Origin of the sequence: Brevibacterium sp. W7.2 (genome assembly GCF_018137945.1) — a bacterium.
In the GTDB taxonomy this organism is placed as follows: Bacteria; Actinomycetota; Actinomycetes; order Actinomycetales; family Brevibacteriaceae; genus Brevibacterium; species Brevibacterium sanguinis.
In genome coordinates this window covers 2,943,466-2,963,049 of record NZ_CP073089.1, presented here as the reverse complement: position 1 = coordinate 2,963,049, position 19,584 = coordinate 2,943,466, and the positions used below count along the sequence as shown (strand labels likewise).

At 67.6% G+C, this 19,584-nt stretch carries 14 protein-coding genes and 1 pseudogene; 8 read left to right on the top strand and 7 right to left on the bottom strand.

The window, feature by feature from the left end; genetic code table 11:
- Positions 1–2,163 carry a 3-hydroxyacyl-CoA dehydrogenase NAD-binding domain-containing protein gene (locus J9315_RS13370; protein ID WP_211978038.1) on the top strand — a complete coding sequence of 721 codons (2,163 nt, stop codon included), beginning with the start codon at positions 1–3 and terminating at the stop codon, positions 2,161–2,163.
- Between the two features lie 97 nt (positions 2,164–2,260).
- Here the strand turns inward: J9315_RS13370 and J9315_RS13365 are convergent, their stop codons facing one another.
- Positions 2,261–3,409: a putative glycolipid-binding domain-containing protein gene (locus tag J9315_RS13365; RefSeq protein WP_211978037.1), complete on the bottom strand. Its 1,149-nt coding sequence runs from the start codon at positions 3,407–3,409 to the stop codon at positions 2,261–2,263.
- 136 nt (positions 3,410–3,545) lie between these two features.
- Between J9315_RS13365 and J9315_RS13360 the strand changes: the two genes are divergently transcribed.
- Positions 3,546–4,466 (top strand): NADP-dependent oxidoreductase, encoded by a 921-nt coding sequence (locus tag J9315_RS13360; RefSeq protein ID WP_211978036.1) that lies wholly within the window; start codon positions 3,546–3,548, stop codon positions 4,464–4,466.
- Between the two features lie 42 nt (positions 4,467–4,508).
- On the opposite strand, the pseudogene J9315_RS13355 reads toward J9315_RS13360, so the two are convergent.
- Positions 4,509–4,802: pseudogene (locus J9315_RS13355) on the bottom strand (TetR/AcrR family transcriptional regulator); the annotation flags it as partial.
- A gap of 251 nt (positions 4,803–5,053) precedes the next feature.
- Here J9315_RS13355 and J9315_RS13350 point away from each other — a divergent pair.
- The gene (locus tag J9315_RS13350; protein WP_198500691.1) at positions 5,054–6,517 is read left to right on the top strand and encodes a hypothetical protein; all 1,464 of its coding nucleotides are present in this window, start codon (positions 5,054–5,056) and stop codon (positions 6,515–6,517) included.
- A gap of 189 nt (positions 6,518–6,706) precedes the next feature.
- Here J9315_RS13350 and J9315_RS13345 read toward each other — a convergent pair whose 3' ends face one another.
- Positions 6,707–7,303 carry a TetR/AcrR family transcriptional regulator gene (locus J9315_RS13345; protein WP_198500692.1) on the bottom strand — a complete coding sequence of 199 codons (597 nt, stop codon included), beginning with the start codon at positions 7,301–7,303 and terminating at the stop codon, positions 6,707–6,709.
- A gap of 113 nt (positions 7,304–7,416) precedes the next feature.
- Between J9315_RS13345 and J9315_RS13340 the strand changes: the two genes are divergently transcribed.
- The 4 genes from J9315_RS13340 to cls all read left to right on the top strand — a co-directional run bounded on the left by J9315_RS13340 (position 7,417) and on the right by cls (position 14,057).
- Entirely contained in the window at positions 7,417–9,030 is a 1,614-nt protein-coding gene (locus tag J9315_RS13340) for a carboxyl transferase domain-containing protein (protein WP_198500693.1), read from the top strand.
- An 8-nt stretch (positions 9,031–9,038) separates the two neighbouring features.
- Entirely contained in the window at positions 9,039–11,096 is a 2,058-nt protein-coding gene (locus J9315_RS13335; RefSeq protein WP_198500694.1) for an acetyl-CoA carboxylase biotin carboxylase subunit, read from the top strand.
- 59 nt (positions 11,097–11,155) lie between these two features.
- The gene (locus J9315_RS13330) at positions 11,156–12,328 is read left to right on the top strand and encodes an acyl-CoA dehydrogenase family protein (RefSeq protein ID WP_198500695.1); all 1,173 of its coding nucleotides are present in this window, start codon (positions 11,156–11,158) and stop codon (positions 12,326–12,328) included.
- 241 nt (positions 12,329–12,569) lie between these two features.
- A complete protein-coding gene (gene cls / locus J9315_RS13325; RefSeq protein ID WP_198500696.1) occupies positions 12,570–14,057 on the top strand; it encodes a cardiolipin synthase in 1,488 nt (495 codons plus the stop codon).
- 108 nt (positions 14,058–14,165) lie between these two features.
- On the opposite strand, the gene J9315_RS13320 is transcribed toward cls, so the two are convergent.
- The 4 genes from J9315_RS13320 to J9315_RS13305 all read right to left on the bottom strand — a co-directional run bounded on the left by J9315_RS13320 (position 14,166) and on the right by J9315_RS13305 (position 18,162).
- A complete protein-coding gene (locus tag J9315_RS13320; RefSeq protein ID WP_198500697.1) occupies positions 14,166–15,500 on the bottom strand; it encodes a DUF2254 family protein in 1,335 nt (444 codons plus the stop codon).
- Between the two features lie 93 nt (positions 15,501–15,593).
- On the bottom strand, positions 15,594–16,367 hold the full coding sequence (locus tag J9315_RS13315) for a DUF899 domain-containing protein (protein WP_198500698.1): 774 nt from the start codon (positions 16,365–16,367) through the stop codon (positions 15,594–15,596).
- Between the two features lie 160 nt (positions 16,368–16,527).
- The gene (locus J9315_RS13310; RefSeq protein WP_198500699.1) at positions 16,528–17,349 is read right to left on the bottom strand and encodes an HAD-IIA family hydrolase; all 822 of its coding nucleotides are present in this window, start codon (positions 17,347–17,349) and stop codon (positions 16,528–16,530) included.
- 204 nt (positions 17,350–17,553) lie between these two features.
- Complete coding sequence (locus tag J9315_RS13305) at positions 17,554–18,162, bottom strand: TetR/AcrR family transcriptional regulator (RefSeq protein ID WP_198500700.1); 609 nt, start codon at positions 18,160–18,162, stop codon at positions 17,554–17,556.
- 186 nt (positions 18,163–18,348) lie between these two features.
- On the opposite strand from J9315_RS13305, the gene J9315_RS13300 reads away from it, so the two are divergent.
- Positions 18,349–19,545 carry an MFS transporter gene (locus J9315_RS13300; RefSeq protein ID WP_211978035.1) on the top strand — a complete coding sequence of 399 codons (1,197 nt, stop codon included), beginning with the start codon at positions 18,349–18,351 and terminating at the stop codon, positions 19,543–19,545.
- Positions 19,546–19,584 lie beyond the last annotated feature (39 nt).

The window sequence follows — 19,584 nt, the reverse complement described above, 5'->3', positions numbered from 1 at the left end:
ATGACGAACGCTCACTACTCCCGCACCACCGACGCCGACGGCATCGTCACCGTCGTCCTCGACGACCCCGATTCCTCGGTCAATACGATGAACGACCACTTCGGCGCCGCCCTCGAGGAGACCGTCGACTGGCTGGAAGCCAACGTCGACGACATCACCGGTGTCGTCATCACCTCGGCGAAGAAGACGTTCTTCGCCGGTGGCGACCTCGACCGACTGCGCCGGGCCGATCCGGAGAACGCCGAGGCGGAGACCGCGCAGGTCGAGCACATCAAGTCGCTCCTGCGTCGGCTCGAGAAGCTCGGCAAGCCCGTCGTCGCCGCGATGAACGGTGCGGCGCTCGGCGGCGGCCTCGAGATCGCGCTCGCCACCCACCACCGGATCGCCGCCGACGACGTGAAGTCCGCGCGCTTCGGACTGCCCGAGGTCACCCTTGGGCTGCTGCCCGGAGGCGGCGGAGTCTCGCGCGTCGTGCGGATGATCGGCCTGCAGAACGCCCTGCAGAAGGTCATCCTGCCGGGCACGAAGTTCACCGCCGCCGACGCCCAACAGCTCGGTCTCATCGATGAGCTCGCCCCCGCTGCGGACCTCGAGGACCGCGCGAAGGCCTGGATCAAGGCCAACCCCGAGGCGGTGCAGCCGTGGGACGTCAAGGGCTTCAAGATCCCCGGCGGCGCCCCGACCTCACCGTCGATCGCGATGCTGCTGCCCGCACTGCCGTCGACCCTGCGCCGCCAGCTCAAGGGCGCCCCGATGCCGGCCCCGCGCGCGGCCATGGCCGCCGCCGTCGAAGGTGCGCTCGTCGACATCGACACCGCGCTGACCGTCGAGACCCGCTACTTCGTCAGCCTCACCCACACCGCGGTGGCGAAGAACATGATCAAGGCGTTCTTCTTCGACCTCGGCCACATCAACTCCGGCGGCTCCCGACCCGACGGCATCGAACCCCGCCAGGTGAAGAAGCTCGGCGTCCTCGGCGCCGGGATGATGGGGGCCGCGATCGCCTACACCGCCGCACGCGCCGGCATCGACGTCGTCCTCAAGGACGTCGAACTCGCCGCCGCGGAGAAGGGCAAGGCCTACGCGGTCAAGCGCGAAGAGGCGGCGCTGGCCAAGGGCAAGACGACCCCGGAGAAGTCCGAGGCGGTGCTCGCGCGCATCCACCCGTCGGCCTCGGTCGAGGACTTCGCCGGCGTCGACTTCGTCATCGAAGCCGTCTTCGAGTCCGTGCCCGTCAAGCACCAGGTCTTCGGTGAGATCGAGAACATCGTCGCCCCCGACGCCGTCCTCGGCTCGAACACCTCGACCCTGCCGATCACGGAACTCGCGACCGGGGTCGAGCGGCAGGCCGACTTCATCGGCGTCCACTTCTTCTCACCCGCGGACAAGATGCCGCTGGTGGAGATCATCACCGGGGCGAACACCTCGGATGAGACGCTGGCCGGGACCTTCGACTTCGTCCAGCAGATCCGGAAGACCCCGATCGTCGTCACCGACTCCCGCGGATTCTTCACCTCGCGGGTCATCGGGACCTTCATCGCCGAGGCGGTCGCCGCCGTGGGCGAGGGCGTCGAACCTTCCAGCGTCGAACAGGCGGCCCTCCAGGCCGGCTACCCGACCGGTGCGCTCCAGCTCCTCGACGAGCTCACGCTCACCCTGTCGCAGAAGATCCGCCAGGAGACCCGGGCCGCGGTCGAGGCCGGCGGCGGCACCTGGGAGGAGCACCCCTCCGAGGCGGTCATCGACTGGATGGTCGATCAGGGTCGCACCGGACGCAAGGACGGTGCCGGATTCTACGAGTACGACGAGACCGGCAAGCGCACCCACCTGTGGCCCGGCGTGCGCGAGCACTTCGACTCCGGATCGAGGGAGGAGCCGTTCGCCGACCTGCAGGAGCGGATGCTCTTCGCCGAGGCGATCGAGACGATCAAGTGCCTCGACGAGGGCGTGCTCACCTCGGTGCCCGATGCCAACATCGGGTCGATCTACGGTATCGGGTTCCCCGCCTGGACCGGCGGCGTCCTCCAGTACGTCAACCAGTACGAGGGCGGGCTGTCCGGATTCGTCGAGCGGGCGAAGGAACTCGCCGCGACCTACGGTGAGCGGTTCACCCCGCCGGAGTCGCTCATTGCCCGTGCGAAGTCGGGGGAGACCTACGAGTGAGCTGACGTCAGCGGCTCGGTGAGATTCCGACGGCGCTCACAGACCGGAGGCCCTGACGACGCGATTCGTCCGGGCCTCCGGTGTGCTCGACCCAGAGTCAGGCCGGACGGTCGACCGCCGTGCGATCGGCCAGCTGCGGGTAAGTGCGCACCAGTCCGTCCTCATCGATCGTGAGGTCCGCCGTGAATTCCCGCGTCCCGCTCGTGTACCGGACGCGGTCGGCGTCGATGCCGGTGTAGATCTGCGGGCTGGCGATGACATTGAGGGAGGGCATGTCGATCCACGCCATCGTCAGCGAGTGCTCGGCCGTCGTGTCGGTCTGCAGGGACAGCCGGCGGATCGGCATCGTGTTCGTCAGCGGACACAGTCCGAGGTCGCAGTCGAGCGCACCGTCGAGGGCATCGGCGTCGGCGATGCCCGGCGACGGCAACGGGACGGGCGGCGTCCCCGACTGCTCGGTCTCACTCGACCAGCGACCCGTGTCCGGATCCCGCGTGAGGCTGAGCGTGCGCGACCAGCCGCGGCCCTGCACGGCGACCGCGACGGTCCTCGTGATCCACCCGTCGCGGGCGTCGACCGTCCACGCCGCCGTGTAGTCATCCGTGACCTGTCGCCCGACAGCGTGGAGACCGTCGGCGAGGAGCACCTCGGCGTTGTCGCGGCGATCAGGATCGTCGAGACCCCTCCAGGCGACCTGCCGTGAGCGTGCATCGGCAGAGGTCGCCTCGAAGTGATCGATCGTCGTGTCGTAGTACCTCGTGGTGGCACCGAGCGGAGTCATCCCGATGCGCCGAGCCACCGCCTGTGAGGCGGGATTGTCCGGGCGGACGACGGCGATGATCCGGTCGAGTCCGCCGGCGAATCCGGCAGCGAGCAGCAGCGCCCCCGCCTCGGCGGCATACCCCCTGCCCGCGTGCGCGGCATGGGACCGCCAGCCGATCTCCACATCGTCACCCGCTTCTCCGGTGCTGTAGCGGATCGGCTTGAGGACCGCAGCGCCGACCGGGGTGCCGTCGTGGAGGGTCGCGCACCACCAGCCGCGTCCCGGCGACGCCGACTCGTTGACCGTCGAGATCCACGCGGCGGCGTCCTCGATCCGCGGCATCGCCGCCGTCGGGATGAAGCGGAGGAGATCCGGATTCGCATGGAGGTCGTGGACGAACGGCGCATCGGCATCGTCGAACCGCCTGAGGATGAGCCGGTCGCTGACATAGTCCGGTGGCGGAGGATCCGCGAGCACAGTCATGTCATGAGCCTACGCCGGGGCACTGACATCGTCGGGGACTCCGGTGGAATAGCGGGCGGGCCGGGGACGTTGTGCGTCGCACGGGCGCACAACGGTGCCCGCACATCTGACTCGACAGCCCCTTTGAGGAGGCGCGATGCGCGCAGCGGTCTATGACCAGTTCACCGATGACTTCGACGACATCACCGTCCGAGAGATCGAGGATCCGAAGGTCCCGCCGGCCTCCGTCCTCATCGAGGTCAAGGCCGCGGGGGTCAACCCTGTCGACTGGAAGCTCGTCGGCGGCGGACTCGAGAAGTTCCTGCCCACCCAGTTCCCCGTCATCCCCGGCTGGGACGTCGCCGGCACCGTCATCGGCCTCGGCTTCGACACTCCGGAGTTCGAGATCGGCGATGAGGTCGTCGCCTACGCCCGCAAGGACGTCCTCGGCGGCGGCACCTTCGCGGAGAAGGTCGCCGTCCCCGTCCACGCCGTGACGAAGAAGCCGGCGGGACTGACCTGGGAACAGGCCGGAGGACTGCCGCTGGCCGGCAACACCGCCCTGCGCACCCTCGACGCCCTCGGCGACCTCGAGGGGAAGACCGTCCTCATCCACGGTGCGGCGGGAGGCGTCGGCAGCATGGCCGTCCAGATCGCCAAGGCCGCCGGCGCCCGCGTCATCGGCACCGCCTCGGAGCGCAACCACCACTGCCTGACGGGGCTCGGGGTCGAACCCGTCACCTACGGCGAGGGCCTGGCCGAGCGGGTCACGGAGCTCGCGGGCGGTCCCGTCGACGCCGTCGCCGATTTCGTCGGCGGACAGCTCGAGACCACGCTCGCCGTCCTCGCCGACGACGGAGCACACGCCTCGATCGCCGACCCGACCGTGACCGAGCACGGCGGCCGCTACATCTGGGTGCGTCCCGATGGAGCGACGACGGCCCGGCTCACCGAGCTCGTCGACGCGGGCAAGCTCACCGTCGATGTCGCGGAGATCTTCCCCCTCGCCGAGGTGGCCGACGCGTTCCGCTCGAGCGCGACCGGGCACACCCGCGGCAAGCTCGTCATCGTCCCCTGACCGGCCCGCACCCCGGCCGGCGGACGCGTGCGCCGGCCGGGGTCAGCCGATCCCCAGCGCCGCGGTCGCCGCCGTCCGCAGCTCGCGGCGGACCACCTCGGCGCTGGAGCTGCGGGCGAGGTACGGCGTCGAATTCATCATCCCGAACGCCGCGTGGACGCGCACGGTCGCGGCCTCGAGCGACCAGTCCGGGTGGGCCTGCGCCGCGACGGCCGCCCATTCGCTCACGTACTGCCGCTGCAGACGCCGCACCGTGCGCCGCGACCCGTCGGGCAGGGCGGCGAAATCGCGGTCCTGGATGCGGATGAGATCGGGCTCGGACATCGCGAAGCCGAAAAATGTACGTACGCCTCATGGCGCGCCTCGCAGGGCTCCCTAACCAAGTCACCGTAGCTTCGGCATAGGCAATACTGGAGATACCGATACGCTTGTAGACATTGGCCGCGCTCGTGCCTGGAGAGCCAGCTTCTCAAACGGCAGAGGAGTTTGAACTGCTGTCGGCCGAAATTTTCGCCATCAGTAGTCGCCTAGAACTTGACTCAGACTTTCGTTCACGCCCTGGCGCGCCGACGGTCTAGACTAACGAAATGGCGAAGAAGACATCCCCGCGCGAACTCTCCCCGAAGTTCAGTGATCTCAACTTCGGAGACATAGATGCTACTCAAGAAGCAATCGACGAGCCCGAACTACTGTTAAACGGTTACTTCGATTATCGTGAAGCGGCATACGGCATCGAAACTCGCAATCTTTGGTTATTGCTTGGCCCGAAGGGATCAGGAAAAACGGCAGTTCTAGAGCATATTAGGCTCAAATGGCAAGGCGACCCGAACCGGTTCTTTATGCTCTGGGATCTCGCCGGCTTCCCGGTTAACGATGTCACAGGCTTCGGAAGCGGACAATCGCTGGGCGCTTCGAGGACTCAATCTGGATGGGAATTTTTGCTTTTGTTGAGGCTGTTGTCCTCGCTATCGAATGATGTAGGTGCGACTTCCGCCCATCGGCAACTTGAGCAACTAATTTCTGGACTGCGTAAGCAAGGATACATTACAAATGATTGGATCGGGGCGGTAACAAAGTGGAAAATGGGTCCGATCAAGATGGATCTCAAATTTCTTAGCAGTGAATTTGGCAGGTCCGAAAAAAACAACGAATTTACATCTCAGGGCCCATTGGAGGCCTCGGCGTTCATTAAGGAAACCTTGATCGAGAATCCAAGTGAAAGTCGGCATTTGATTGCACTGGATGGATTGGATTCGTTCTTCTTTGAAGATCATGACGAGTGGAATTCTCTTACCGGTTTGATCCAGGCGATCAATTCTCTGAACAAGTGGTCGAAAGCTAGTCGGCTGCCGTATTTGTTTGTTACCGCAGTTCGCTCAGATATTTTTGATGTGCTTTCGGGGCCCGATCTGAACAAGATGAAGCAAAAAGCGGTCCACCTAGACTGGAATGCTGGCGGCATTGGGCCTCAGAATGATCTTTGGAACTTGGTTCAAGGAAAAACATCCGTGCGCCATCCTCAGATTAATCTGGTAAAACAGTACTTTGCCAATCACAGGGCGTGGATATATCCCGACATTCCAACCGCGATCCTGGATCATACCCGTCTATTGCCGCGTGACATTATCGCGGCATTGAATTACATGAAACTTGAATACGGTGGACGTTCGGCAATCCCGCAGGCGATTGCTGAGAGTGCGTTAAAACGCTACTGCATTGAGTATTTCGTGGGTGAAATATTCGACAACCTTGCGGGAGTTTTGCCGCCGAATAAGACGCCTCGCCTAAGAAGTTTTGAGGATGTGTTGCGAACAAGCCCTAGGCGCATGTTTTCTTTCGAGTACCTCCAGCGAGAGCTAGAAGGTGAAATTGAAACACATGAAATCCGTCAACTGCTGAAACAGCTGTTCGATGTTGGGGGAATAGGTATGCGCAATGGAAAGTATACTGACTTTGCTTATCGCAATGTCAGCGGTGCCGGGTTTAGCCGTCATCATCAATATATGCTTCATGATGCATTGACACGAGCCTGGAATCGACCGTGGACCTGAACGTGCTGGTATCTCTGTGATTGAGGTTGGGTGGCGAAATGTGGGCTCGTTTAGAGAGAACTCAGTTCAAGCAACGGATGCTTCTGACGTGAATCTTTCTTGCAGTTTCCGTGCACGTACATTTGACCTCGTCCTGGTTTTGTTGCCTATAGGGCACCGTGGCGTCCGACGAGAACTCGATAGATACTCTTACTTTGATAGCCCCAGCGCCGCGGTCGCTGCCGCCCGCAGCTCGCGGCGGACCACCTCGGCGCTGGAGCTGCGGGCGAGGTACGGCGTCGAATTCATCATCCCGAACGCCGCGTGGACGCGCACGGTCGCGGCCTCGAGCGACCAGTCCGGGTGGGCCTGCGCCGCGACGGCCGCCCATTCGCTCACGTACTGCCGCTGCAGGCGCCGCACCGTGCGCCGCGACCCGTCGGGCAGGGCGGCGAAATCGCGGTCCTGGATGCGGATGAGATCGGGCTCGGACATCGCGAAGTCGATGTGGAAGTCGACGAGCGCCCGCAGCGTCGGCACCGCCTCGGCGTTCCGGGAGGCGATCGCATCCCCGCCGGTCTGCAGGTACTGGGAGATCCCGACGAGGAGCTCCTCGAGGACGGCCTCCTTCGACTCGAAGTGCCGGTAGACCGCGGGTGCGGAGATGCCCACGCCCTTGGCCAGGTCCTCGAGGCGGACCCCGTGGAAGCCGTGCCGGGCGAAGAGCGTCTTCGCCACCGCGAGCAGCTGCTCGCGCCTGGCCGCCTTCGCCGCCGCGCGCGGCGACGTCGCTTCCGTCTGCTTCATTCCCACTCACATTCGTGCTCGGTGGTCGTGCGCGTTGTCACACTCGACCGTGAGCAGTATCATAGCAGTCAGTTAATCACCATTAACTGAAACTGCAGTGAGGGGACCAGGGAATGAGAGCAGTGGGAACTGCGGCCAACCCGGCGGCCGGGCAGGCCAACGCCGACGCGCACGCCGCGCTCATCGCCGAACTCCGGGACCGCATCAGCGCCACCGCGCTCGGCGGACCCGAGAAGTCCAGGCAGAGGCACATCGACCGCGGCAAGCTCCTGCCCCGCGATCGCGTCGAGGCCCTCCTCGACCCCGGCACCCCCTTCCTCGAACTCTCCCCGCTCGCGGCGAACGGGATGTACGACGACGCGAGCCCGGGCGCCGGGATCATCACCGGCATCGGCCGGGTCGCCGGGCGCGAATGCGTCATCGTCGCCAACGACGCCACCGTCAAGGGCGGGACCTACTACCCGGTGACGGTGAAGAAGCACCTGCGGGCCCAGGAGATCGCGAAGGACAACCGGCTGCCCTGCATCTACCTCGTCGACTCCGGCGGTGCGAACCTGCCCAACCAGGACGACGTCTTCCCCGACCGCGAGCACTTCGGTCGGATCTTCTACAACCAGGCGACCCTGTCCGCCGCGGGCATCCCGCAGCTCGCCGCCGTCCTCGGCTCCTCGACCGCCGGCGGCGCCTACGTCCCGGCGATGGCCGACGAATCGATCATCGTCTCCGAACAGGGCACGATCTTCCTCGGCGGCCCGCCGCTGGTCAAAGCCGCGACCGGCGAAGAGGTCAGCGCCGAGGACCTCGGCGGCGGTGCCCTGCACTCCCGGGTCTCCGGCGTCACCGACCACCTCGCGGCCAACGACGCGCACGCACTCGAGATCATGCGCGACATCGTCTCCACCCTCGGACCGAAGCCGGCGCCGAACTGGGACGTCATCGAACCGCAGGAACCGCTCCACTCACCGGAGGAGCTCACCTCGATCGTCCCCGTCGACTCGAAGGTCCCCTATGACGTCCACGAGGTCATCGCCCGCCTCGTTGACGGCTCGCAGTTCCACGAGTTCAAGGCCGAGTACGGCACGAGCCTCGTCACCGGCTTCGCCCACATCGACGGCCACCCCGTCGGCATCATCGCCAACAACGGCATCCTCTTCGGCGAATCCGCCCAGAAGGGCGCCCACTTCATCGAACTCTGCGACCAGCGGACGATCCCGCTCGTCTTCCTCCAGAACATCTCCGGCTTCATGGTCGGCCGCGACTACGAGGCCGGCGGCATCGCCAAGCACGGGGCGAAGATGGTCAACGCCGTCGCCACCGCCCGCGTCCCGAAATTCACCGTCGTCATCGGCGGATCCTTCGGCGCCGGCAACTACTCGATGTGCGGGCGCGCCTACTCCCCGCGCTTCCTGTGGATGTGGCCCAACGCCCGCATCTCCGTGATGGGCGGCGAACAGGCCGCCAGTGTCCTCTCCACCGTCAAACGCGACCAGATCGAGTCCCGCGGCGAGACGTGGTCGGCCGAGGCCGAAGACGAGTTCAAGCAGCCCATCCGCGACCAGTACGAAGCCCAGGGCAACCCGTACTACTCGACGGCCAGGCTGTGGGACGACGGCATCATCGAACCTCAGGACACCCGCGAGATCCTCGCGCTCGCCCTCGACCTCGCCCGCTTCTCGCCCCTGAGCCGACCGCTCGACGCCGCCGGCTACGGCGTCTTCAGAATGTGAGCTGACCAATGTTCGACACCATCCTCATCGCCAACCGCGGCGAGATCGCCCTGCGCGTCATCCGCACCGCGAAGCGCCTCGGCATCCGGACCGTCGCCGTCTACTCCGACGCCGACGCGCACGCCGCCCACGTCAGGGCCGCCGACACCGCCGTGCGGCTCGGTCCCGCCGCCGCCTCGGAGTCCTACCTCGACATCGACAAGGTCATCGCGGCCGCCCAGGCGACCGGGGCCCAGGCCATCCATCCCGGCTACGGCTTCCTCTCCGAGAACGCCGACTTCTCTGCCGCGTGTGAGGCCGCCGGCATCGTCTTCCTCGGTCCCGGACCCGAGGCGATCCGGACGATGGGCGACAAGATCACCGCGAAGCAGGCCGTCTCCGCCCGCGGCGTGCCGCTCGTGCCCGGCACGAAGGACGCCGGGCTGAGCAATGAGGCGCTCATCGCCGCCGCCGAGGACATCGGCTACCCCGTCCTCATCAAGCCCTCGGCCGGTGGCGGCGGCAAGGGCATGCACGCGGTCTTCGAGCCCGCAGCTCTGCCCGCCGCTCTCGAGACCGCACGTCGCGAGGCCGCGAACTCCTTCGGCGACGACACCCTCTTCCTCGAACGCCTCGTCGCCACCCCGCGCCACATCGAGGTCCAGGTCATGGCCGATGCGCACGGGAACGTCATCCACCTGGGCGAACGCGAATGCTCCCTGCAGCGCCGCCACCAGAAGGTCATCGAGGAAGCTCCCTCGGCCCTCCTCGACGCGGCGACCCGGGAGCGGATCGGCCAGGCGGCGATCGAGACGGCACGGTCCGTGGGCTACCGCGGCGCCGGCACCGTCGAATTCATCGTCGGCGCCGACCGGCCCGACGAGTTCTTCTTCATGGAGATGAACACCCGCCTCCAGGTCGAGCACCCCGTCACCGAGGAGGTCACCGGGGTCGACCTCGTCGAACTCCAGCTGCGCGTCGGCGCGGGGGAGGAGCTGCCGCTGAGCCAGGACGACATCACCCTGACCGGGCACGCGATCGAGGCCCGCATCTACGCCGAGGATCCCGCCCGCGGATTCCTCCCCACCGGCGGCCGCGCGCTCGACGTCGTCTTCCCCGCCGGGGAGGGCATCCGCGTCGACTCCGGACTCGACGCCGGTCAGCGGGTCGCCTCCGACTACGATCCGATGATCGCCAAGCTCATCGTCTCGGGCCCTGACCGAGCCACCGCCCTCGCCCGCCTCGACGCCGCGCTCGCGGCCTCGGCGGTGCCGGGTATCGTGACGAACATCGACTTCCTCCGCACCCTGGCCACCCTCCCCGAGGTCGTCGCCGGTGACCTCGACACCTCGCTCATCGACCGCCTCGGCGAGGATCAGCTCGCCCACACAGCCGGGGAGATCGACCGGCAGATCGCGACCGCCGCCGTCCTCCGCACGCAGGGCCGGGCCGGCACCGAGGTGACCGGGGAGCTCACCGCGGACGCGCTGGGTCGGGGGACCGCCTCGGCGTGGGCGCGGGCGCTGCCCTTCCGCACTTCGCGTCCGGACTTCCGCCCCACGGTCGCCCTCACCGTCGACGGGGAGACGGTCGACGTCACGAGCGCCGTCGACGACGTCAGCGTCGGCGACGACGGCACCTGGCACGTCCTCATCGACGGCACCCAGCACACCGGCCGGGTCTTCTCCGACGCCGCTGACCGGTCGATCTGGGTGACCGGCGACCGCGGCATCCACGTCTTCACCCGCCCGCAGGCCGACACCTCGCTCACACCCGGGGCCGGCGGGGCAGAGGTGCTCGCCCCGATGCCCGGCTCGGTCGTCGACGTCAAGGTCGAATCCGGCGCCCATGTCGAGGCGGGCGACGCGATCGTCGTCGTCGAGGCGATGAAGATGGAGCACGTGCTCACCGCCCCGGCCACCGGCACCGTCACCGTCACCGCGGTGCCCGGCGCCCAGGTGGCCCTCGACGAGGTGCTCGCCACCGTCGTCGACGACAGCGCCGCCGACCTCGACACGGCCGCCGCGGATTCCGCGACTGAGACGGAGACGGCGGTCGCGGTCGTCGGGAAGGGCGGCGCCGCATGACCACCGCACCACAGACCGCACACACCAGCGAAACCACGCCCACCGGCGGAGAGGACACGATGAGCACTTTCGTCCCGGGCATGCTGCCCGAAGAATACGAGGATCTGCGTCAAGGCGTTGCGAAGTTCGCCGACGAGGAGGTCGCCCCCGTCAGCGCCGAACTCGACGCGAAGCACGAGTTCCCCTACGACCTCGTGGCGAAGATGGGGCAGATGGGCCTCTTCGGCCTGCCCTTCGACGAGGAGTACGGCGGCATGGGCGGAGACTACTTCGCGCTGTGCCTGGCGATCGAGGAGATCGCCCGCGTCAACCAGTCCCTGGCCATCACCCTCGAGGCCGGGGTGTCGCTCGGCGCGATGCCGATCTACCGGTTCGGCACCGAGGAGCAGAAGCGGGAATGGCTGCCGAAGCTCACCGACGCCTCCGGGCTCGCCGCCTTCGGACTCACCGAACCCGAAGCCGGTTCCGACGCCGGGGGCACCCGGACGAAGGCGACGCTCGAGAACGGCACGTGGACGATCAACGGGTCGAAGTCCTTCATCACGAACTCCGGCACCGACATCACCCGTCTCGTCACCGCCACGGCTGTGACCGGGACGAAGACCTCGAAGTCGGGCCGTGAGGTGCCGGAGATCTCGACGATCATCATCCCCGCAGGCACCCCCGGCTTCACCGCCGAACCCCCGTACGACAAGGTCGGCTGGAACTCCTCGGACACGCACCCGCTGACGTTCGACAACGTCGAGGTCCCCGAGGAGAACCTGCTCGGCGAACGCGGCCGCGGCTACGCGAACTTCCTCCGCATCCTCGACGAGGGCCGCATCGCCGTCGGCGCGCTCTCCGTCGGCGCCGCCCAGGGCTGCGTCGACGAGTCCGTCAAGTACGCGAAGGAGCGTCAGGCGTTCGGCCACCCGATCGCCGACTTCCAGGGCATCCAGTTCAAGATCGCCCGCATGGAGGCCCGCGTCGTCGCCGCCCGCGCCGCGTACTACCTCGCCGCCTCCCGCATGCTCGCGGGTCTGCCGTTCAAGAAGGAAGCGGCGATCGCGAAGATGATCGCCGGTGACGCGGCCATGGACAACGCCCGCGACGCCACGCAGATCCACGGCGGCTACGGCTTCATGAACGAATACCTCGTCGCCCGCCACTACCGCGACTCGAAGATCCTCGAGGTCGGCGAGGGCACGACGGAAGTCCAGCTCATGCTCATCGCCCGCGAACTCGGGCTCTGACCTCGTCGGGCGCAGGTTCTGCGGCGCCGCCGGTGCCGATGTCGCGGTGCTGGGATTGAGGTGCCGCCGGGGGACGCTGATTCCGTGACCCGGTGGTGACGTCGGCCCGGGCACGCCGCTCAACATCGCCCCGCCGAGGCGGTTCCCACCGCTGCCCCGTGCGATCCTGTGCGGGCGTGCGGGCTCCGGGGGCCGCCTCGGCGGTTAGGGTTGACCTCAACCCCACGAACGGAGGCTGCGGGTGAACACCATCGATTGGGCGACCATCAATTGGGCGACCGTGGCGTCGGTGACGTGGATCGTCATCGAGTACATCGTGAAGATCATCGCGATCGGCGTCGTGCCGGAGAACCGGCGGCCGTCATCGTCCTCGGCGTGGCTGCTGCTCATCCTCTTCCTGCCCATCGTCGGCATCCCGCTCTTCCTCCTCATCGGCAGCCCCTACATCAACCGGCGGCGCGCCCGGATCCAGGCGATGGCGAACGAGCTCATGCACAAGGGCGCCGACGACCTGCCCGATGTGCCGCCGTCGCTGAAGGCCCCGCGCGACTTCGACCTCATCGCCGAACTCGGTCGCAACCTCACCGCGCTGCCGATGGTCACCGGCACCAACCACGGCATCACGATGGACTACGATTCGACGATCGAGCGGATGGCCGAGCTCGTCGACGGGGCGCAGAAGTACGTTCATGTGCAGATCTACATCATGGCGTGGGACCAGACGACCGACGTGTTCTTCGAAGCCCTCAAGCGTGCAGCGGCCCGCGGCGTCCACGTCCGGGTCCTCTACGATCACATCGGGTCGCGGAAGTACCCGGGATTCCATTCGCTCGGCAAGCGGCTGACCGCGGCCGGGATCGAATGGCACCTCATGCTCCCGTTCATCCCGTGGCGGGGCAAGCTGCGGCGGATCGATCTGCGCAATCACCGCAAACTCCTCGTCGTCGACGGGAAGCGGGCGATGATGGGCTCGCAGAACATGATCGACTCGACCTACGACATGAAGGCCAACATCAAGGTCGGGCGGCATTGGCACGACATCATGGTCGAGGTCAGCGGCGAGATCGTCGCCTCGATCGAAGCGGTCTTCGCCACCGACTGGTACTCCGAATGCGGTGAGGAGCTGGGCATCCGCGACTACGAGGGCACTGCGCCGGAGCCGGACGTCGGGGGAGACGTCTGCGGAATGCAGCTCATCCCATCGGGGCCCGGGTTCACGACGGAGCCGAACCTCAAGGTCTTCAACTCGCTCTTCTACCTCGCTCAGAAGAAGCTCTCGATCGTCAGCCCCTACTTCATCCCCGACGAATCCCTGCTCGCCGCGATCAACACCGCGTCCTACCGCGGCGTCGACGTCGAGCTCTACGTCAGCGAGGAAGCCGACCAGTACGTCGTCGGCCGCGCCCAGGCCTCGTACTACCAGGCCCTCCTCGAGGCGGGGGTGCGCATCTACCTCTACCCGAAGCCCGCGGTCCTCCACACGAAGTGCTTCGTCGTCGACGGCGAGTACGGGGTCATGGGGTCCTCGAACATGGACATGCGCTCCTTCGGACTCAACTACGAGATCAGCCTGCTCACGACCGGCGGCAACCTCGTGCCCGACATCTCCGCAGTCATCGACGACTACCGGGAGAAGAGCCACGAGCTCACCCTCGACGAATGGATGAAGCGACCGTGGACGCGCCGGTACATGGAGTCGGCGATGCGGCTGATGTCGGCGCTCGCGTAAGGACTCGGCACTGCGTGGCGGCTTCGGCGTGCCAGGCTCGCTGTGCTGGGCTCGACGTACGGGCTCGACGTACGGGCTCGGCGTGCGGGGCTCGGCGTGCGGGCCGATTCAGTCGTGTTCGGCTCCGCCGATGCCCTCGGGATCCCTGACCGTGGCGAGCCTGCGGTCGAGCGGGTCGTGCCACCAGCGGTCCGTGCCGCGGTCGAGCACAGCCACGCGGGCCTCGAGCGGAGGCCGCTGGGATTCCGGGACGACGGAGGACAGGGTGGCGAAGAGCGCCCGCAGACGCCGCTGGATCTGGATCGACGACGTCCCGAACTGGCGGATCTCGTCGGTCGCCGCTTCGATGTACTCGGTCCAGCTGCGGGTCCAATCCCGCAGCACCGAGGCGTCTGGGCTGGCCGCGAGCGTGCGCTCCTGCTGTGCGACCAGGGGTGAGAGGCCGATGAGGATGGCCTCGATCTGGTCGAGGGCCTGCACCGCCCGGGACGGGTCGTTGACCGCCGGTGACAGCGCTTTGAGTGCGATGTCGACGATGGTGCGGATCGCTCCGAACGGTCCGTTCGCGGCGGATTCGATGTCGCCGAATGCGACGGCCTTCTCCAGCTCGGCGGCCTGCTTGCTGCTCAGTTCGACGCTCGTGCGGAAGAGGAGGGTGCGCACCGGCACGGGGGAGCCGACGGTGGGGACGAGTTCGATCGTGCAGTGCCACGCGTCTTCGAAGTCGAGCAGGCGCGGGGTGTTGACCGCCAGCAGCGCATCGCCGCCCCGGCCGGGGCGCTGCCGGTGCACCGGATGACCGTCGGGCACGGAGCGCTGGGACACCGCAGCCGCCTCGGCGGGGAATTTCTTCGGCAGATAGCGGGTGGCTCTCCAGCCGTCCCGGGCGAGTTTGCGCAGCAGGGCACCGGAGGTGAGGAGCTGGCAGACGCGGACGACGAAGGCGAGGAACATCACCGCGCACGCGAGGGTGGCGGTCACGGCACTGATCGTGCCCGCCCATGGCTTGTAGCTGTCCTCGCCGAGCGCGATGCTCAGGGCGATGAGCAGCGCATAGACGAAAGTCGCGATGAACGAGCCGAGCGCCCACTGGACGACGCGATCGGCTTGGAGCAGGGGAGCCAGGCGCACGGACATCGCCGTGATGCCGAGGCTCATCGCCGTTGTCAGGGCGGCGAAGGCGAGGCCGGCGAGGGTGACCATGGCGCCTGAGATGATGCCGAGCAGGGAGCCGACGCTGCCCGAGTCGAGGTCCGGATAGGAGTTGAAGACGGTCGCGAGCTGACGGTCGACGAGCGGGGTGAGCACGCCGAGGACCGCGGCGGCGATGAGGAGCCTGAGCGGGACGCCCCACATCGTCGCCGGCCGCAGGTGCCGACGGATCCTGCGCCATTCCCGCCGGTCGGAGGCGGTCTCCCGGATCTCGGTGTGCTGCCGCGGCATCGGGCCTCCTTGCGTCTCCGTCGTCGGCCGCTGGGCCGGGTGGTGGAGAGTCTATCCCGGCCGCGGGCCGGCGGGGAGGTCCGCGGGTGCCGCTCACTGAGCGACGGTCTCCGGACTGAGCACTCCGGCATCGTGGCGGAAGAGGACGGGTGCGCGTCCGGCAGGCTCCTCCCAGCTCTCCTGCCGGCCGAGGGCGGTGAGATCGAGCATGCCGTAGGCCGGCATCATCACCTCGAGCCCGCGGGCGTAGACCGAATAGGTGTGGAAGATGTCGTCGCCGTCTCGGAGGAAGACGCTGATCCCCGGCTGCTCGCCCCGATAGGTCGTCAGCCATTCCTGACCGGCCGCGATGAGCTCGTCGGCGGAGCGGAAGTTGTAGTTCGGCGGTGCCGCCTCGGGGTTGAGGGTGACGTGGAAGTCGAGGTTGAAGTCGCTGTCCGCCGAGGAGAACCACGGGAACGACCAGCCCCGCGCCGTCCGGTAGGCTTCGATCTTCTCCAGCGGTGCGCGGGAGACCGCGGCGAAGGCAGTGCCCCGTTTGGCCAGTTGGTCGAGGACGGCGGGGTGGGCGGAGCTGTCGGCCATCGCCGTGCAGCTCGTACAGCCCTGGTCCCAGCTGGGATCGAACATGAAGTGCTGGACGATGAGCTGCGGCGAATCGCCGAACAGCGCGCGGAGCGTGACCTCCCCGTCGGGGCCGGTGAGACGGTAGTCCTTCTCGACTTTCACCATCGGCAAGCGGCGGCGCGCGGCATTGACGGCGTCGATCCGCTTCGTCAGGTCCTTCTCCTCGTCGAGCAGGCGCCGGCGTGCGGTGACCCAGGTGTCCTCGTCGACGATCTCGGGATAGCGCATGGTGACCTCCATCACATAACTTTTATGATGAAAGTGAGTCTAGGGCTGCTTGGGCCGGTCGCGCCGAGTGATGCCGGCCCCCGAGGTGGATCGAGCTCGAATCTGCGTCGAGAATCGGGCGCGATCCACCTCGGCGAGGCTCTGACCCGTGATGCGGGTGCCGGGCGTCAGCTCACGCGGAGCCGGTGACGTCGGCGCCGAGGTCGGTCTGCTGATCGAGCGGGACGTCGAGGAGGTCGTAGACGCCGTCGAGGATCTCGTCGGGGCGGAACGGATAGCGGCGGACATCCTCGGCGGTAGAAATCCCTGAGAGGACGAGGACGGTGTGCATGCCCGCCTCCATGCCGGCGATGATGTCGGTGTCCATGCGGTCGCCGATCATCGCGGTGGACTTCGAGTGCGCGCCGATCTTGTTGAGGGCCGACCGGAACATCATCGGGTTGGGTTTGCCGACGACGTAGGGTTCGCGGTTCGTCGCCTTCGTGATGAGCGCGGCGATCGCACCGGTGGCCGGCAGGACCCCCTCGGGGCTCGGTCCGGTCGCATCGGGGTTGGTGACGATGAAGCGCGAGCCGGAGTCGATGAGCCGGATCGCCTTCGTGATCGCCTCGAACGAGTAGTTGTGGGTCTCGCCGACGACGACGAAGTCGGGGTCGTTCTCCGTCATGATGAACCCGGCTTCGTGGATCGCGGTGGTCAGACCCGCCTCACCGACGACATAGGCCGAGCCGTGGTCGACCTGGTGGGAGAGGAAGTCCGCGGTCGCCATCGCCGAGGTCCAGATGTTGTCCTCGGGAACCTCGAGACCGTTCGAGCGCAGCCTCGCGGAGAGGTCACGGGCGGTGTAGATCGAGTTGTTCGTCAGGACGAGGAACGGGATGTCCTTGCGCCGCCACTGCGCGAGCAGCTCCGAGGCACCGGGCAGGGCGTTGTTCTCCCTGACCAGGACGCCGTCCATGTCGGTCAGCCAGCAGTCGATCGAATCGCGGTCCATCGCTCTCCTCGGTCTCGGGTGCGGTTGCCACTCGGTGGGCCCGTTGCCTTCAGCCTAGTCGGATTCCGCGGGGAAAGGGCGGGCTGGCCCGGGTGGACTTCGCCTCATTCGCCGAGGTGGTCGACCGCGGCGAGGGACTGCAGCGTGCGATTGCGGAAGGTGTCATCCTCCCGCAGCTCAGGGGCAGGCGGGAGGCCTGGTGATTCAGGCGAGGAGATCGCCGATGAGGGCCCGGGCGCTCTGCAGGCGGTGGTCGTCGCCGTCGAGGCCGCGGTGGACGATCGCGCCTTCGAGGATGAGGAACACATGCTCGGCGAGGGCTTCGGGTGCGGGGTGTCCGCCGGTGTCGAGGATACCGGCGAGGAGATCGACGACGCGCGCCTTGTGCGCCCGGATGACAGCGCGGCCGGGATGGTCGGCGGGCAGTTCGGCCGCGGCGTTGACGAACGCGCACCCGCGTTCGGCCGTCGTATCGGCGTCGAGTGAGTAGGAGTCGACGACGGCGAGCACGCGGTCGCGGGCTGCCGACCTCTCGTCGATGTCGTCGACGTCGAGCGCTGCGAGCCGCTGCTCCAGGCGCGACCACCAGGTGTGGTGCCTGACCTGCAGGTACGTGACGACGAGGGCGTCCTTCGAGCCGAATCGGTCATAGAGCGTCCGCTTCGTCCTCCCCGACTCGTGAGCGATCGTGTCGACGCCGACGGCATGGAGGCCGCGGGAGTAGAAGAGACCCGCAGCTGTCTCGAGGATGCGCTGCGCCCCGGCGGTGAGCTGCGGGGGAGTGAGGGGGTCTTCTGCCGTCGTGGTCGTCATCAGTGTCCTCCTGTCGCGGGGGAGTCGTGCGGGATTCCGTCCGGCGCGGCCGGGCGTTGCGCCGTGCGACTGCGCTCCCACTTTACAGATCAGTGTACTTGTGATCACACTAGTTCACAGACCTGTGAAGTTGCCTGGCGGCACTGTTCGCCGGCGACTCGACGACGAGCCCCGGAGATCTCCGCAATGACCTCGACCGACACCGGCGCAGCACTCCTCGGCCGCCGCGGCACTCTGGCCCTCGCGGCGGCCGGACTCAGCCTCATCGCCGCCTGCTACGGCCTCGCGCGCTTCGCCTTCGGACTGTTCCTCCCGGCATTCCGCGCGGACTTCGGACTCGACGCACAGACGGCCGGGGCAATCGCCTCGGGGTCGTACATCGCCTACTGCCTGGCGATCGTCGCCGCGACGATCCTCACCCCGCGCTGCGGTGCCCGTCCCATCGCCGCCTGCGCCGGGATCATCGCGACGATTGGCACCGCGCTCATCGCCGCAGCCCCCACCACGACGATGCTCGCGATCGGTGTCCTCATCGCCGGATCGAGCACCGGTGTCGCCTCACCGCCGCTCGCCCAAGCCGTCGCGCAGTCCGTGCGCTCGTCCGTCCGCGGTCGGACCCAGACGGTCATCAACGCCGGCACAGGACTCGGCGTCGCCGTCGCCGGACCGATCGCCCTGCTCACCCTCGGCCAGTGGCGCTGGGCATGGATCGCCTTCGCCGTCCTCTCCGCCCTTGTCACCCTCTGGATCCTGCGCGCCGTCCCCTCACCCGGCGGTGCCAGGGCCGCGACACCCTCACCGCGCCGGCCCGGGATCGCCGAGCCCGCTTTCCTGCCCCGCCCGCTCCTCCCGCGCGGAAGCACGCCGCTGATGACCGCCTCGGCGCTCATGGGATTTGCGAGCGCCGCCGTGTGGACGTTCGGCCGCGACCTCCTCGTCGGCGTCGGCGGCATGGGGGAGACCGCCTCGGCGATCGCCTGGATCCTCCTCGGCACCTTCGGCATGCTCGGTGCCGTCTCCGGGGACCTCGCCGCGACGGTGGGACTGCGCCGCGGCTGGCTCGTCGCGATGCTCATCCTCGCCGCATCGACCCTGCTCTTCGCCGCCGTGCCCGGCAGCATCGCCGGTGCCTGGGCGGCCGCCGCGGTCTTCGGGGCCGTCTACATCGCCCTGACCGGGCTCCTCCTCGTCTGGGGCACCGAGGTCTACGACCGGGCGCCCGCGGCCGGCGTCGGACTCGCCTTCCTCCTCATCGCCGTCGGCCAGGCCCTCGGCGCACCGCTCCTCGGGGCCCTCATCACCGGGCTCGGCGCCGGTCCCGCGTTCGCGGTCGCCGCCGGCACCGCCGTGGTCGGAGCATTCCTCGGACCGCCTCGGCGGTGATCGTGCGGGCCCGGGGCAACCGCACCTGCCGCAGACTGT

Coding starts and splice junctions, on each gene's coding strand:
- J9315_RS13370 (WP_211978038.1), top strand. CDS start 1: ATGACGAACGCTCACTACTCCCGCACCACCGACGCCGACGGCATCGTC.
- J9315_RS13365 (WP_211978037.1), bottom strand. CDS start 3,409: ATGACTGTGCTCGCGGATCCTCCGCCACCGGACTATGTCAGCGACCGG.
- J9315_RS13360 (WP_211978036.1), top strand. CDS start 3,546: ATGCGCGCAGCGGTCTATGACCAGTTCACCGATGACTTCGACGACATC.
- J9315_RS13350 (WP_198500691.1), top strand. CDS start 5,054: ATGGCGAAGAAGACATCCCCGCGCGAACTCTCCCCGAAGTTCAGTGAT.
- J9315_RS13345 (WP_198500692.1), bottom strand. CDS start 7,303: ATGAAGCAGACGGAAGCGACGTCGCCGCGCGCGGCGGCGAAGGCGGCC.
- J9315_RS13340 (WP_198500693.1), top strand. CDS start 7,417: ATGAGAGCAGTGGGAACTGCGGCCAACCCGGCGGCCGGGCAGGCCAAC.
- J9315_RS13335 (WP_198500694.1), top strand. CDS start 9,039: ATGTTCGACACCATCCTCATCGCCAACCGCGGCGAGATCGCCCTGCGC.
- J9315_RS13330 (WP_198500695.1), top strand. CDS start 11,156: ATGAGCACTTTCGTCCCGGGCATGCTGCCCGAAGAATACGAGGATCTG.
- J9315_RS13320 (WP_198500697.1), bottom strand. CDS start 15,500: ATGCCGCGGCAGCACACCGAGATCCGGGAGACCGCCTCCGACCGGCGG.
- J9315_RS13315 (WP_198500698.1), bottom strand. CDS start 16,367: ATGGAGGTCACCATGCGCTATCCCGAGATCGTCGACGAGGACACCTGG.
- J9315_RS13310 (WP_198500699.1), bottom strand. CDS start 17,349: ATGGACCGCGATTCGATCGACTGCTGGCTGACCGACATGGACGGCGTC.
- J9315_RS13305 (WP_198500700.1), bottom strand. CDS start 18,162: ATGACGACCACGACGGCAGAAGACCCCCTCACTCCCCCGCAGCTCACC.
- J9315_RS13300 (WP_211978035.1), top strand. CDS start 18,349: ATGACCTCGACCGACACCGGCGCAGCACTCCTCGGCCGCCGCGGCACT.